Raw genomic sequence first — 14,302 nt, 5'->3', positions numbered from 1 at the left:
ATGCAGGACTCTTAATCAGCGGGTCCCAGGTTCGAGCCCTGGTGCGCCCACCACTCTCAAGTGATGGCCCGTCAAGGGCCTGTTTTATTTTCCGCAGATCGAAGGTCACGACGATCCGTCGCGGCGTGCGAGCGCTGGCGGTGGCATCGGATCGCCGTTGTCAGCTGCGCGCCTGTCTCAACAGCGGTTCGCGGGCGTATTCCTTCGAACGCAGCAGCGCGTCGACGAAGATCGGCTCCCAGGACCGGATGTGGCTCCTCAGCAGGGTCGTCAGCGCCTCGGTCTCGCCGGCAAGGGCGAGCTCAATCAGCCGATAGTGCTCGGGGACCGACGCCTGCTGCCGCTCCAGGCCGGCGCGCGAGCTGATGCCGTAGAGCCGCATCTTGTCGCGCAGGCCCATCACCATCTCGGTCAGCAAGTCGTTGCCGGCGGCCGCAATGAACTCGCGATGATAGTTTCGGTCGGCTTCCAGATAGAGCTGGACGTCGTCGGTCGCGACGGCCTTCGCGATCTGGTCGGCCCACTCACGCACCGCGGGTAGATCCTGCGGGGGATTGGCGGCGACCAGCGCGGCCGCGTGCAGCTCCAGCACCTCGCGCATGTCGAAGAGGTTGCGCAACTCGGTCAGCGTCGGCTCCACGACCTTGAAGCCGCGATTGCGCATCGGCTCGACCAGCCCGCCCCGGCTGAGCTCCAGCAGCGCCTCCCGCACTGGCGTCGAGGAGACGCCGAGGCTCGCCGCCAAGCTAGGGACCGAATACATCGTGCCGGGCGCACTTTGCCCGGAAATGATCTCGGCGCGCACGCGCTGCAGCACCTGCTCTCGCAAATTCTGGTCTATGGGTGGTCGCGGCCGCCTCTCGTTGGGAATTCCGATTCGTCTCTGATTATTACTTAGTCTTGACGAGGCTGGTAGTGTGTGACGTAAATGTGTAACGCATTACAAAGATGCGTTACAATTGACCCGCGCTGGATTGCGAGACCAAGATGAAACAGCGGCTGCCCGGCTATTTGTCGCTCGCGCTGCGGTGCCCTCAGCGTCGTCGAGGACGGGCGCCTTGTCGGTGTAGAGGTATTAAGTAACCATCCGACCGGAGGCGCGCTCTGCGCAAAGGGGCGTGCGGCGCCGGAAATCGTGGCGAGCCCGCGGCGCCTGACAGTCCCGCTCAAGCGCACCAACCCGCGCGATGCAGCCGACCCCGGCTGGGTCGAGGTGTCCTGGGACCAGGCGCTGACCGAGATCGCTGGGCGGCTCGGCACCATCCGTGCCCAGAGCGGCGCCGAAGCGGTCGCCTTTGGCGTCACCACGCCGAGCGGCACGCCGATGGTGGACAGCTTCGAGTGGGTCAAGCGCTTCATCCGCGGCTTCGGCAGTCCCAACCTGATCTACGCGGTCGAGATCTGCGGCTGGCACAAGGATTATGCCCATGCCCTGACCTTCGGCCTGGGCATCGGCTTCCCCGATTACGACAATGCGGATGCGATCGTGCTGTGGGGCCACAATCCGGCCCGCACCTGGCTCGCCCAGGCGACGCGGATCGCCGACGCGCGGCGACGCGGCGCAAAGGTCGTGGTCGTCGATCCCAAGCCGAACGGGTCGGGCGAGCAGGCGGATCTCTGGCTGCGCATCCGCCCGGGCGCCGATGCCGCATTGGCGCTGGGCGCGATCCGTCACCTCATCGCGACCTGCGCTTACGACGCGGAATTCGTCAACGGATGGACCAACGGGCCTCTGCTGGTTGATCGCGCGACCGGACGCTTTCTCCACGCCGACGCGCTGTGGTCGGATGGCGCGCCGGACAACTTCGTTCGCCTGGATGCGGCGGGCTCACCTGTGCCCTGCGATACCCGTTACGCGCCGGAGACCGGCGGTCAACTGCGCGGAACATTGTCTATCCGCGGGCGCGACGGCCGCCTGATCTCGGCAGCGACGGCGTACGAACTGCTGGCCGCGCGGGTCGCCGATTACACGCCTGAGCGTGTGGCAGCGCTGACCTGGCTTCCTATCGATGACATCGAAGCGTTCAACGCGCTGTTCGCTGGTCGACCACGGCTCGCCTACCACTCCTGGACCGGCGTCGGCCAGCACACCAACGCGACCGGGATCGAGCGCGCGATCGCGACGCTCTATGCATTGACGGGCGCCTGCGATCGGCCGGGCGGCAATCGCTGGCCGGTCCCGCCGCCGACCCGCGCGCTCAACGACTACAACATCCTGCCGCCGGAGCAGCAGGCCAAGGCGCTTGGCCTTGCCGAACTGCCGCTCGGCCCGCCGGCCAAAGGATGGATCACGGCGCGGGATTTCAGCAGGGCCGCGCTCGATGGCGAGCCTTACCGGGTGCGCGCGCTGGTCGCCTTCGGCACCAATTTCGTCGTCTCGCAGGGGCATTCGGAACGAAACCGCGAAGCGCTGAACGCGCTCGAATTCCAGGTTCATATCGACATGTTCATGAACCCGACCGCGGAGAGCGCCGATTTCGTTCTGCCGGCGAGCACGCCGTGGGAGCGCGATGCGCTCAAGATCGGCTTCGAAATCACGCAGGAGGCGGTCGAAACCGTGCAATTTCGCCCGCGCATGGTCGAACCGGTCGGCGACGTGAAGGCCGACTACGAGATCGCAGCGGCGCTCGCGCTGAAGCTAGGGATGGATGAGCTGTTCTTCGGAGGCGATATCAAGGCCGGCTGGAATTACCAGTTGGCGCCGCTTGGGATCGGCGTCGACGACTTGCGCGGCCATCCCGAGGGACGCCGCTTCCCGCAGAGCGTCCGCGACGAGAAATACGCCGCGGCGCGGGACGATGGGACCGTGACGGGCTTTGCAACGCCGACACGCCGCGTCGAGCTCTATTCGGAGCTCATGCTCGGGCACGGCTATGATCCCTTGCCCGATCATGTCGAACCCGCCGGCAGCCCGTTCGCGGCGGCGGACGAACACTATCCGCTCGTGCTCACCACGGCCAAGAGCGGATGGTTCGTTCACACGTCATATCGGCACATCGCCTCGCTGCGGCGAAAGTCACCCGATCCCGCCGTCGAGATCAGTCCGCAGCTCGCCGCGCGGCGCGGGCTTGTCGAGGGCGATTGGGCCGTGGTGCAGACGCGCGGCGGCGCCGTGCGCCTGAAGGTGCGTCTCAATGCGGCGCTCGACGAGCGCGTGGTCGTTGCCGAATTCGGCTGGTGGGAGGACTGTCCGCCGCTTGGCCGCGATCGCTCCGCGGCGGCCGGCACTGGCACGCGCAACATCAACGCCGTGCTGCACGACGATGCGCGCGATCCCGTCAGCGGCTCCGTTCCGCTGCGCGCGACGGTCTGCGACATCAGGCGCGACGCAATCGCAAGCCGCGGCGTGTGGAGCGGCCAACGGCGGTTCGTGGTCGGCGGCCGGCGCACTGAAGCCGGCAATGTTGTGGCGTTTGACCTGTTGCCGCATGACAACGGTCCGTTGCCGGATTTCTTGCCCGGCCAGCACGTCATGACATCGCTGCCCGGTTCTCGGGAGGGGCGTGCCTATTCCCTGACCGGGCCAGGCGACACGCCCGGCGTCCTTTCGATCGCGGTGAAAGGGCGCTTCGTTGACGAAACGCGCAGCAGCGACGCGCCGTTCTTCATGCCGGATCGCCTGCATGGTCTCGCCGTCGGCGACGAAATCGTGTTGAAGCCGCCGGCTGGCATCTTCACACCGCCCTTGAAGGGGCCGCGGCCTCTTGTCTTCCTCGCGGCGGGGATCGGCATCACGCCGTTCATGAGCCATCTCGAGACGCTGCAGCGCGTTGCGCGGCAGGACCGCGTTCCCGAGATCCTGCTGCTCCACGGCTGTCGCTCCAGCCGCGAGCATCCCTTCGCACAACGGCTTGCCGAGCTGGAGGATGCCACGCCGGAGCTGAAGCGGGTGACGTTCTATTCCGCGCCGCTTGCGCAGGATCACGTTGATTGCGGTCCGTTGCGCACAGGTCGTCTTGATCTTGAGCTGGTCAAGCCGCTGTCGGCGCGGCGTCCGCTTGTCTACATCTGCGGCTCGCCGGAGTTCGTTACGGCTCAGATCGAGGCAGTGGCTGCGCTCGGCGTGCCGCGCTTCGACATCTTCGCCGAGAGTTTCGTGTCGCCGCCGGTTGTCCCGAGCGATCTTGTCCCGCGCACCATCCGGATCGCCCACAGCGAGCAGAGCTTTTCCTGGGGGCCGGAGCAGGGGACGCTGCTCGACGCCGCGAATGCGGTCGGCGTCGCGCTGCCAAGCGGCTGCCGCGTCGGTCAATGCGAGAGCTGCGCGGTGCAGGTCGTCGACGGAGACTTCACGCACCTCGGTCCCGTCGATGGAAGCGAGAGGCAATGCCTTGCCTGCCAGGCGGTGCCCTTAACCGATCTCACGCTCGCGCTTTGAATATCAACACAGACTGAAGGCTGTAACCGCGTCACCAGAAGGGGGATCAGATTGATGACGAATGCAACGCACGATCAGACCATGAGCCTGCAAAAACCGGTTGCTGATAACATCATGGCGCGATTTTCGCAGGCCCTGGTGTCTTTTGCGGAGCGCTGGTTTCCGGATGCCTATGTCTTCGTATTGATCGCTGTGATTGCGGTTGCCGTTGGCGCGATCCTGCATGGCGGCTCGCCGCTTGCGGTCAGCCGTGCATTTGGCGACGGGTTCTGGAATCTGATCCCCTTCACCATGCAGATGGCCCTGGTCGCCATCGGGGGGTATGTCGTCGCGATGTCGCCACCGGTGGCCGCGCTTCTTGCGCGTCTCGCAAGCCTGCCGAAGACCGGCCGCGGCGCGGTGGTCTTCGTCGGCATGCTCAGCATCTTCCTGTCGCTGTTGAACTGGGGCCTGAGCCTGATCTTCTCCGGTCTGCTCGTGCGCGAGATCGCGCGACGCTCGGACATCCGGCTCGACTACCGTGCGGCCGGAGCCGCCGGCTATCTCGGGCTCGGCTGCGGCTTCACCCTCGGCATCACGTCGTCGGCCGCGCAGCTCCAGGCCAATGCCGGCAGCATTCCTGCGTCTCTTCTGCCGATCACCGGCGTCATCGGATTCTCCGAAACCATCCTGACCTGGCAGAACATGGTCACCGTCGTGGCGGTGACGGTGATTTCGGCGGTGATCTGCTATTTCACGACGCCGGCGCCTGAACAGGCAAAGACCGCGGAGGATCTCGGCGTCGCTCTCGGAGACGATCGCATCGAAGCGAAGAAACCGGCCCGCCCCGGCGACTGGCTGGAGTTCAGCCCGATCCTGACGATCCTGATTGCCGTTCTCGCCTGCGGCTGGATGTGGCAGACGTTTCAGTCCGGCAATCCGCTGATCACGTTGTCGGGGCTGAACACCTACAATTTCGTCTTCCTCATCCTCGGCATCGTGCTGCACTGGCGTCCGCGCAGCCTGATCGAGTCGTTCTCCAAGGCCATGCCAAGCGTCTCGGGCGTGCTGCTGCAGTTCCCGTTCTATGCCGGCATCGCGCAGATCCTGACCAAGGTGCCGAACAGCCATGGCACGACGTTGTCCGACACCATCGCGCATTGGTTCGTCGGCGCCTCCAGCAACTCCACCGTATTCTCGTTCCTGGTCGGAATCTATTCGGCGCTGCTCGGCTTCTTCGTGCCCTCGGCCGGCGGGAAGTGGATCATCGAGGCGCCCTACATCATGAAGGCGGCCAACGATATCGGCGCGCATCTGGGCTGGACGGTGATGGTCTACAACATCGCCGAGACGTTGCCGAACTTCATCAACCCGTTCTGGATGCTGCCGCTGCTCGGTATTCTCGGCCTGAAGTCGAAGGATCTGATCGGCTATACGTCGGTGCAGTTCTTCATCCACTTCCCGATCGTGATGCTGCTGGCCGCGATCCTGATGGCCACCTTCGCCTACCACCCGCCGATCGTGCCCTAAGCCAGCGCGCGGCCGGACGCCGGGGACATCCTGCCATCCGGCCGGCGCGGGATCGGCAGATAATACCTCGTCATGAATATGCGACGCGGTGGCCGCCCTGCAGGGGCGGTTGCGGTCCGCCATGGAATGGACGCATATCTCCAGCTGAGATGCATCTGCTCTGGCAGATTAGGCTGCCAGGAGCGTGAATGTCGAAAACCGGAGACTGAGCGTTATGACCAAGACCGCAGGCGCAAAACAGGGCACGGGGAATCATCCCGAGCCCGTCCGCAACGACTGGACCCGCGCCGAGGCCGAAATCCTCTACGACCTGCCGTTCTCCGACCTGATGTTTCGCGCGCAAACGGTCCATCGTGCCAACTTCGATCCGAACCATGTCGAGACCGCGAGCCTTCTCAGCATCAAGACCGGCGGCTGCCCGGAGGATTGCGGCTATTGCTCGCAGAGCGCCCATTACGACACCGGCCTGAAGGCGACGCGCCTGATGGACAAGGCGGACGTGATCGCGACCGCGAAGCGTGCCAAGGATGCCGGCGCGGAGCGCTTCTGCATGGCTGCGGCGTGGCGCAATCCGAAGGATCGCGATCTCGACCAGGTCTGCGAGATGGTCAGCGCTGTCAAGGGCCTCGGCATGGAGACCTGCGTCACGCTGGGCATGCTGACGCCTGCGCAGGCCAGCCGGCTCCGCGATGCCGGGCTCGATTTCTATAATCACAACGTCGACACCTCCCCGGAGCATTACGACCGGATCATCACCACGCGGACGTTGCAGGACCGGATCGATACGCTCAGCCACGTGCGCGAGGCCGGCATCAAGGTCTGTTGCGGCGGCATCATCGGCATGGGTGAACAGGTCACTGACCGGCTCGGCATGCTCGTGCTGCTCGCCAATCTGCCCACCCATCCGGAGAGCGTTCCGATCAATCTCTGGAACGAGGTCAAGGGCGTGCCGGTCAACGCCACCGCGGAGCGGCCGGATCCAATCGCCCTTGTGCGCCTCGTCGCGGTTGCCCGCATCATGATGCCGCAGAGCGTGGTGCGGCTGTCTGCCGGACGGCAATACATGACCGACGAGTTGCAGGCGCTCTGCTTTCTCGCCGGCGCCAATTCGATCTTCATCGGTGACGTGCTTCTGACCACGCGCAATCCGCAGCGTGACCGGGACGCCGAGCTGCTCGATCGGCTCGGCATCAACTCCGGGCTGGAGCGGAGGACGCAGGTGGTGCCGACTGAGCAGTCAACGCGGGTCGCTCAAGTGGGGTGACGTTGGCTTCGCGCAGGGCACAAGCTGTCTCCTGCGCGAAAATGCCCTGGCGCCGCTGCTCAGGATGCAGCGGCGAGCGGCGGCGAAACGACCGCCGGCTCCGCTGTCAACTGAGCAGGCGCCGTCGCGAGTTGGAAGCGGATGCCGTGCAGGCTGTAGGTCAGCGGGATGCCGCGGAAATCGTCGTGGAACGCTCTGATACGGCGCGCCAGTTCGGCGGCGCTGATGCCCGAGGGAAGCTCGCATATTTCCCGGTACATCCGCCGTGTGCTCTTGATCCCGCACCAGGCGATCGGCAACGCGGCCGGCGGTGAGGGATCGCACGCGAGATTACGCGACACAATGCGAACTCGCTGTCCTCGCAGTCCGGCGTCAATATCGACGAGGAGACCGCGAACCTGAGCACGCTGCAGAACAAGTATTCGGCCGCTTCCGAGCTGATTCAGGTGATCAACAGCATGTTTTCGTCACTGATCACCGCGCTGCAGTCGGCGGGCTGAGAGTGAGGGTACGGTCATGGTGATGCGTGTCGCCACCGTTGCGCTGTCGGACCAGATGATCGCAAGCGCCCTGCGGATGCAGGCTGTGATGGCCAATGAGCAGGTGCAGGAATCCTCCGGGCAGAAATCGCAGGATTTCGCCGGCTATGGGGCCGACGCGGAGCGCGTGATTCAACCTGCAGGTCTCGGTGACGCGTTCGCAGTCCTACATCGACGCCGCCAATGTCGCCGACAGCAAGGTGCAGGTGATGTATTCGGCAGTCGGCACGATGACTAATATCATCACGCAGCTGCGCACCCAGCTCAGCGCCGCCACGACGGGTAGCAGCACGGCGACAACGTCGGTGATCAACTCGGCCCAGCAGGCGCTGTCGCAAATGGGCGGGTTGCTCAACACACAATATGATGGGCAGTATGTGTTCAGCGGCGCCCGCACCGACACCGCGCCGGTGGATCTGACCAGCTTTTCGACGGGGACCGGGTCGCTGACGACGCCCGATGCCAGCTACTACCAGGGCGACAGCGAAATCGCATCGGTTCGGGTCGCGGACAACCAGACCGTCTCCTACGGCGTCACCGCCGACAATTCGGCCTTCGAGCAGGTCATGCGGGTGCTGAAGTTCGTCGGCAACAGCACGTCGCTGTCGTCGAGCGATATCTCGCAGGCGCTCGACCTCGCCAGCAGCGCGCTCGATGCGGTGTCCACGGTGCAGGCAAAGCTCTCGACCGCGGCGTCGCAGATCGAGACGGCGAGCGAGAACCAGAGCGACTACCAGAACTTCGCTCAAACCCTGGGCGGCGACCTCACCAATGTCGACGTTGCCGCTGTCACCGCGCAACTATCGACCTACCAGACGCAGCTGACTGCGTCCTACTCGGCGATCGCCAAGATCCGGAGCCTTAGAGCACGTTGTTTTTGGCTGGAATCGGGATTCCCAGAGGAGGCAATTTCTGATTCAAACTCCATGCTGGAGGACGGAGGCCAGCATGGATGACGCGACCTTATTCGGAAGACATCCGCGAGCGGGCCTTGGCGCGAGCTGACGCGGGGGAGACAGTTCGTTCGATTGCAGAGGCGCTACAGATCAGTCCCTCCTGTGTGACGAAGTGGAAGAATCTGAGGCGGGATACCGGTAGCCTGTCGCCTGGCAAGATCGGCGGCCACAAGAAGCGGGTTCTATCGGATGCCAACGCCGACTGGCTGCGCAAACGCATTCGCTCGGGGCCATTCACCTTGCGCAAGCTGACACAGGAGCTGGCTGCACGCGGGATCAAGACAGACGTGCGGGCGGTGTGGACTTTTGTTCACACCGAGGGGCTCAGCTTCAAAAAAAACGCTTCTACCAGCCGAGCAGGATCGCCCCGACGTCGCCCGTAAGCGGACCCGCTGGAAAGCACATCAAGGCAGGATCGACGTAGCGCGGTTGGTTTTTATCGACGAGACGTGGATCAAAACCAATATGGCGCCGCTGCGCGGCTGGGGGCCCTGTGGGCAGCGCCTCCAAGCATCTGCGCCTTTCGGTCATTGGAAGACCATGACCTTCATCGCGGCGCTGCGTCACGATCGGATCAGCGCGCCTTGGGTGATCGATGGTCCCATCAATGGTGAGTTCTTCACGCTGTACGTCGAGAAGGTGTTGGCACCCACCCTCGCACCGGGCGAGATCGTCATCCTCGACAATCTTGGCAGCCATAAGGGCAAAGCGGCTCGCCAAGCCATCCGCGCCAGAGGCGCCCACCGCATCTTCCTCCCGCCCTATAGCCCTGACCTCAATCCGATCGAGCAGGTCTTCGCCAAACTCAAACACCTCATGCGAGCTGCAGAGCCTCGTGACGTGGAGGCAACCTGGCGAAAGGCCGGTGAACTCCTCGATCTCTTCTCCAAGGAGGAGTGCACCAACTACTTCAAAAACTCAGGTTACGTTTCCGTATAAAAACATCATGCTCTAGCCTGGCGAACTACCTGAAGTAACCGGCCTCCAGGGAGCGGTCCCAACCTTACCGGTTCAGGATCTTCAGCCAGACGTCGCCCAGGATGATCGGCTCGCGCGGGGCGAGGTAGGTGAGGCCGGCCGTCTGGCCCAGCTCAACGATCTTGCCGGCGGACTGCAACTCCGAGAGTGCCTTGTTCACCGCGTCCAGCAGCGCCCTATCGCTGTCGAGCGCGACGTAGCCGCGGTTGGCGCCGATCGGATAGTAGTAGCCGGACGTAGCGATCTTGGTGTCGGGATGGTTTGCGCGATAGGCATCGAACCGGCGCAGGTCGAGCAGCGTCGCATCGAACTCGCCGCGTTCGATCGAGCCGAGCAGATCGCTGCGGCCCGGGACGAGATGGGTGACGTCGTCGATCAGCTTGCCCTTGTCGAACGTCATCAGGATGGCATCGCCCAGCGTGCCGCTCTCGATTCCGATCCGGAGGCCCGCGAGATCGCCGATGCCGGCGATCTTGTGATCTCTGGCCTTGGGGCCGAGCACGACCGTCATCGGCGAATAGATGTAGGGCTGGCTCGGCACCAGCACACCGATCGGGATGCGTCGTCGATGATCGTCACGTGTCGCGCCGTCGAAGTCGGGCAGCTTTGCCGTCTTGACGCCGGGCACGACGAGGGAGTCCCTGGTCAGCGCGTAGCCACCGACCAGCGAGCAGCGGCTGTCCGACAGCAGCGCGTTGGCCTCGAGAGAGGGGCTCGAGTCCTCGTCGAGCTTGCTCTCGAACCACTGGATCTTCAGCGGCCGCCCAAGCCGTTCGGCGATCACTTGCGCGAGCGCCACGTCGAAGCCTGAGTCGGGCTTGCCGCGATGATGCGCGGAGAGGGGCGGAAGATCCTCATCGAGGCACACCTTCAGCGGCTCGGCGGCGGCCCGCACCGCGGCCGCCGCCGCCATTGCAAGGAGGAGGGCGGTCACCGAGCCCGCAAGGAAGGCCCTCATGGGCTCCTCCGACTCGACACGAAGGCCCAGACGTCGGCGATCTCCTGGTCAGTCAGAATATCCGCCCAGGGCGGCATCCTGCCGTTCTTTCCCTGCTTCACGGTCGTCACGAAGCGCGTTTTGTCGTCGGGGAAGGTCCGCAGGTCCGGTGTGATGGTTCCGGAGTTGACCATGTTGGGCCCATGGCAATGCGAGCAGTTCTTCGCGTAGGTCACCTTGCCCTGGTCGACCTGACCCTGAAGGTCAATTGCACTGGGTTGCTGGGCGGCAGCCGCAATCTGCACGATCGAGGCCGTCGCGACGGCGGCGAGGATCGCCGCCGTCAACAGAGTTGCTCTTTCAGTCACGTCCGCTCCGCGCTCAGTGCTTGACCGCGAAGACCCAGAGCGAGCCGCCGGGCGGCACCTTGCCAAGCCGCTCGTCGCCGGAGAACAGCGAGTAGACGCCGCCATAGCCCGACGTGACGGCGACATATTGCACGCCGTCCTGCTGCCAGGTCACCGGCTGACCCTCGATGCCCGAGCCGGTCTGGAACTGCCAGAGCTTCTTGCCGCTGTCGGCGTCGAAGGCTTCGAACTCGCCGGTCAACGCACCGGTGAAGACCACGCCGCCCGCGGTCGACAGCACGCCGGAGAAGCGCGGAATGTCGCTCGGTGCTTCCCACTTCGCCTTGCCGGTCAATGGATCGATCGCCTTGAGATGACCGCGCGGGCCATCACCCCATTCCCAGGGATCGGTCAGGTCCATGCCGAGATACCACTCGCCCTGCTTGTAGGTGACAGGTTCGGTCTTGTACTTGCCGCCGAATGCGAGCGTGTTCGCATAGGCGAGGCCGGTCTGCGGGTTGTACGACATCGGCTCCCAGTTCTTGCCGCCGAGGATCGACGGATAGACGGTGACCTTCTTGCCGTCGCGGGCGTCCTTGGCGACGTCGGTCTCGATCGGGCGGCCGGTCTTCATATCGATGCCGGTGGCCCAGTTGACCTTCACGTAAGGATTGGCCGCGAGCAGCTTTCCGTTGGTGCGGTCGAGCACGTAGAAGAAGCCGTTGCGGTTGGCATCCATCAGCACCTTGGTCGGCTTGCCCTCGACGTTCATGTCGGCAAGCACCATTTCGGCCACCGAGTCGTAGTCGAACGGATTGTTCGGCGAGAACTGGTAGTGCCACTTGATCTTGCCGGTCTTCGGATCGAGCGCGAGCACCGAGCACGTATAGAGGTTGTCGCCGGGACGTACGGCCGCATTGAACGGTCCGGGATTGCCGATGCCCCAATAGACCGTGTTCAGCTCCGGATCGTAGGAGCCGGTGATCCAGGTCGAGCCGCCACCCAGCTTCCAGGTGTCACCCTTCCAGGTATCGCCGCCGGGTTCATCCGGGGTCGGGATCGAGTAGGTGCGCCAGAGCCGCTTGCCGGTCGCTGGATCCCAGCCGTCGATGAAGCCGCGAGTGCCGAACTCGGCGCCGGAGATGCCGGTGATGACCACGCCGTCGGCGACCAGCGGGGCGACCGTCATCGAATAGCCTTCCTTGATATCGGCGGCCTTCTGGCGCCACAGCTCCTTGCCGGTCTTGGCATCGAGCGCGATCACATTGGCGTCGAGCGTGGTGCGGAACACCTTGCCGTCGTACAGCGCAGCGCCGCGGTTGATGATGCCGCAGCAGACGATACGCGGTGTCTCCGCGGGATATTCGACCTTGCTCTTCCAGATCTGCTTGCCGGTCTTGGTGTCGACCGCAATCGTTGCGTTGTGTGTGGTGAGGTAGATGACGCCCTGATAGACCAGCGGCTGCGATTCCTCGCTGCGGTCGTCGTTGAGACTGTAATTCCAGACCGGGACCAGGTTCTTGATTGTGTCCTTGTTGATCTGATTCAGCGTCGAGAAACGCTGAAGATTGTAGCCCATGCCATAATTGAGAACGTTCGAAGTATCAGTCGCACCCTTGACCAATTGCTCCGTGGTCTGGGCGCTTGCACCATAGGATGCAAGGATTACGAGGCTTGCGGCCAGCGCAATGCGTTTCATTGTTTCCTCCAATGGACCTTTTTTGCACGCCTATTCCTGACGTTGCAGTTGCAACCATCCGCTGGAAACCAAAACGCGTCAATACGGAAACGCGCGCGAAGCCTGCTGCTGGTGCGAGCAGGCTTCGAGCATTCGATTTTCCACAAATGTCTCCACGGCTTACCCCGCCGTGGAATACCCAACACAGCGGTGCGCCGCCGCTCGCGGCCGGCTCGACGTGAGAGAATCGATCAACTCGATGGTGCGTGCCGGCAGGCGGTCGGGCGCGGCTTGGCACCCCGCTTGTCGGGCGGCACGTTGCAATTGTCGATGCGCTGCTCATCCGTCCATTTGCGGCCGAGCCGCTCCTTGCCGGTCAGCGTACCCTGCAGGGTCGTCTGTCCGAGCGGAGCAGGGTGCCCGCTCTGGGCAGACGCAGATGCGACCAGACAGAGCGCGAAGACGCAGCCCAAGGCATTCCGGTCAATGCAGCACATGATTGGCCTCGCTCGTTCTCATGGTGCGACGCAATCGAGAGACACCGTCAGATGATCAGATAGGTCGTTTCTTTCCACCCGAAACCTGACGGCATTCCGCGGGCTGCACAATCTGTGCGAAGTTTCGCTGAAATCTGCTATGATCAGTCTCGACTTGCGGGCTGCGCTCCGCATCGCTGTCGGGGGCTCCAGGAGGAGACGAACGATGATATCGCGCCGATCTGTTGCTCTGACGCTGCTGGCAGCAGTCCTGTCAGGTCCCGCGTTGGCGGCCTCCCGCCGTACCAGCGCGCTCAAGATGCTCGACCTGGACAATGACGGCACGGTCGATCTCGCCGAGGCCAAGAAGGCCGCCGCCGATCTGTTTGCGCGGCTCGATCATGATCATGACGGCACACTCGACGTGCGCGAATTGAGAGGACGACTGACCGCAAAGGGGCTGGCTGCCGCGGATCCCGATCACGATGGCACGCTTACTCTCGACGAATATCTTGCGGTCGTCGAACAGCGCTTCAATGCGGCCGATCCGGACAAGGACGGAACGTTGGATGCGAAGGAGCTGAATTCGCGCGCCGGACGTGCGCTGCTGCGCCTGCTCAAATAGGGCTGGGGGCGGCTTCGGCGGAGCATTCGTGGGTCGGGAGCAGGCCCTGAAGGTCTTGCTCCGGCAATGATAAAAAAAATTGCGATTTCACTCCTGGACAAGACACGGTTGAAGTGACAGGGGGCGGGGATTGCCCCCGCACGTGGCGGAAGCCGGAAAATGCCTGACAGAACAGTGTCGGGCGTTGCCTGGCCAGCTCCCGCCCGGACGGATGCGGTCGAGCCATCGGTCAAGACATATGTCCAGCAGCGAAGTCGGCCATTGTCCCGGCCGCTTGCGCCGGGTTGGAGGCGGCCCTAGGTTTCGCCCCCGGCGCGAGTCTCGCGCCAGCTTACTTGGGAGCACGCGAATGACCTGGAAAACCCCGAAGATCGTCGAAGTGCCGGTGGGCATGGAAATCAACATGTACGCCTGCGCAGCGCGCAAGTGAGTTGAGACGTTCTGCCCGGCTCGTGCGGCTCGCTGCGTCGAGCCGTGGCAGGCGTCTGCGTTTCGGCGGCGACTGTGCCGCCGGGCTCTGAACCATCGATCGCCGCGATCGGCAGAGGCCGCGTTGCGCGCTGATCTGCGCTTGCAGCCAGATTTGCTCGCCGCCCTACGGCTGAGTTAGGGGGA

The 14,302-nt window shown here is 64.0% G+C and carries 12 protein-coding genes and 2 pseudogenes; 8 read left to right on the top strand and 6 right to left on the bottom strand.

Annotated elements, in window-relative coordinates; translation table 11 throughout:
* Nucleotides 1-160: 160 nt before the first annotated feature.
* On the bottom strand, nt 161-817 hold the full coding sequence (locus tag MTX19_RS28840; protein WP_280980406.1) for a GntR family transcriptional regulator: 657 nt from the start codon (nt 815-817) through the stop codon (nt 161-163).
* A gap of 192 nt (nt 818-1,009) precedes the next feature.
* On the opposite strand from MTX19_RS28840, the gene MTX19_RS28835 reads away from it, so the two are divergent.
* The 3 genes from MTX19_RS28835 to bioB all read left to right on the top strand — a co-directional run bounded on the left by MTX19_RS28835 (nt 1,010) and on the right by bioB (nt 7,151).
* Nucleotides 1,010-4,378 (top strand): molybdopterin-dependent oxidoreductase, encoded by a 3,369-nt coding sequence (locus MTX19_RS28835; RefSeq protein WP_280984905.1) that lies wholly within the window; start codon nt 1,010-1,012, stop codon nt 4,376-4,378.
* A gap of 54 nt (nt 4,379-4,432) precedes the next feature.
* On the top strand, nt 4,433-5,887 hold the full coding sequence (locus MTX19_RS28830) for a TIGR00366 family protein (protein WP_280980405.1): 1,455 nt from the start codon (nt 4,433-4,435) through the stop codon (nt 5,885-5,887).
* Nucleotides 5,888-6,101: 214 nt separating this feature from the next.
* Nucleotides 6,102-7,151 carry a biotin synthase BioB gene (bioB, locus tag MTX19_RS28825; RefSeq protein WP_280980404.1) on the top strand — a complete coding sequence of 350 codons (1,050 nt, stop codon included), beginning with the start codon at nt 6,102-6,104 and terminating at the stop codon, nt 7,149-7,151.
* A 59-nt stretch (nt 7,152-7,210) separates the two neighbouring features.
* Here bioB and MTX19_RS28820 read toward each other — a convergent pair whose 3' ends face one another.
* The gene (locus MTX19_RS28820) at nt 7,211-7,492 is read right to left on the bottom strand and encodes a hypothetical protein (RefSeq protein WP_280980403.1); all 282 of its coding nucleotides are present in this window, start codon (nt 7,490-7,492) and stop codon (nt 7,211-7,213) included.
* A gap of 3 nt (nt 7,493-7,495) precedes the next feature.
* On the opposite strand from MTX19_RS28820, the pseudogene MTX19_RS28815 reads away from it, so the two are divergent.
* The 3 genes and pseudogenes from MTX19_RS28815 to MTX19_RS28805 form a co-directional block, all read left to right on the top strand.
* Nucleotides 7,496-7,651: pseudogene (locus MTX19_RS28815) on the top strand (flagellar basal body rod C-terminal domain-containing protein); the annotation flags it as partial.
* 16 nt (nt 7,652-7,667) lie between these two features.
* A pseudogene (locus MTX19_RS28810) lies at nt 7,668-8,553 on the top strand (flagellin); the annotation flags it as partial.
* A gap of 89 nt (nt 8,554-8,642) precedes the next feature.
* Nucleotides 8,643-9,585, top strand: a protein-coding gene (locus MTX19_RS28805) for an IS630 family transposase (RefSeq protein WP_280982053.1) whose coding sequence is annotated in 2 segments (ribosomal slippage) — nt 8,643-8,978 and nt 8,980-9,585 — 942 coding nt in all. Because the reading frame shifts where the segments join, the coding sequence is not laid out codon by codon here.
* A gap of 64 nt (nt 9,586-9,649) precedes the next feature.
* On the opposite strand, the gene MTX19_RS28800 is transcribed toward MTX19_RS28805, so the two are convergent.
* The 4 genes from MTX19_RS28800 to MTX19_RS28785 all read right to left on the bottom strand — a co-directional run bounded on the left by MTX19_RS28800 (nt 9,650) and on the right by MTX19_RS28785 (nt 13,083).
* Nucleotides 9,650-10,582 carry a transporter substrate-binding domain-containing protein gene (locus MTX19_RS28800; protein WP_280980401.1) on the bottom strand — a complete coding sequence of 311 codons (933 nt, stop codon included), beginning with the start codon at nt 10,580-10,582 and terminating at the stop codon, nt 9,650-9,652.
* The gene (locus tag MTX19_RS28795; protein ID WP_280980400.1) at nt 10,579-10,908 is read right to left on the bottom strand and encodes a cytochrome c; all 330 of its coding nucleotides are present in this window, start codon (nt 10,906-10,908) and stop codon (nt 10,579-10,581) included. The genes MTX19_RS28800 and MTX19_RS28795 overlap by 4 nt, the downstream gene beginning before the upstream one ends.
* 34 nt (nt 10,909-10,942) lie before the next feature.
* Complete coding sequence (locus MTX19_RS28790) at nt 10,943-12,607, bottom strand: methanol/ethanol family PQQ-dependent dehydrogenase (protein WP_280980399.1); 1,665 nt, start codon at nt 12,605-12,607, stop codon at nt 10,943-10,945.
* A 230-nt stretch (nt 12,608-12,837) separates the two neighbouring features.
* Nucleotides 12,838-13,083 (bottom strand): hypothetical protein, encoded by a 246-nt coding sequence (locus MTX19_RS28785; RefSeq protein ID WP_280972962.1) that lies wholly within the window; start codon nt 13,081-13,083, stop codon nt 12,838-12,840.
* Between the two features lie 205 nt (nt 13,084-13,288).
* Between MTX19_RS28785 and MTX19_RS28780 the strand changes: the two genes are divergently transcribed.
* The gene (locus MTX19_RS28780) at nt 13,289-13,687 is read left to right on the top strand and encodes a calcium-binding protein (RefSeq protein WP_280980398.1); all 399 of its coding nucleotides are present in this window, start codon (nt 13,289-13,291) and stop codon (nt 13,685-13,687) included.
* A gap of 349 nt (nt 13,688-14,036) precedes the next feature.
* A complete protein-coding gene (gene pqqA / locus MTX19_RS28775) occupies nt 14,037-14,117 on the top strand; it encodes a pyrroloquinoline quinone precursor peptide PqqA (protein ID WP_035721241.1) in 81 nt (26 codons plus the stop codon).
* Nucleotides 14,118-14,302: the final 185 nt, after the last annotated feature.

Source organism: Bradyrhizobium sp. ISRA464, assembly GCF_029910095.1.
GTDB lineage: Bacteria > Pseudomonadota > Alphaproteobacteria > Rhizobiales > Xanthobacteraceae > Bradyrhizobium.
The sequence above is the reverse complement of the archived record's forward strand: the minus strand, read 5'-3'. Positions and strand labels throughout refer to the sequence as shown.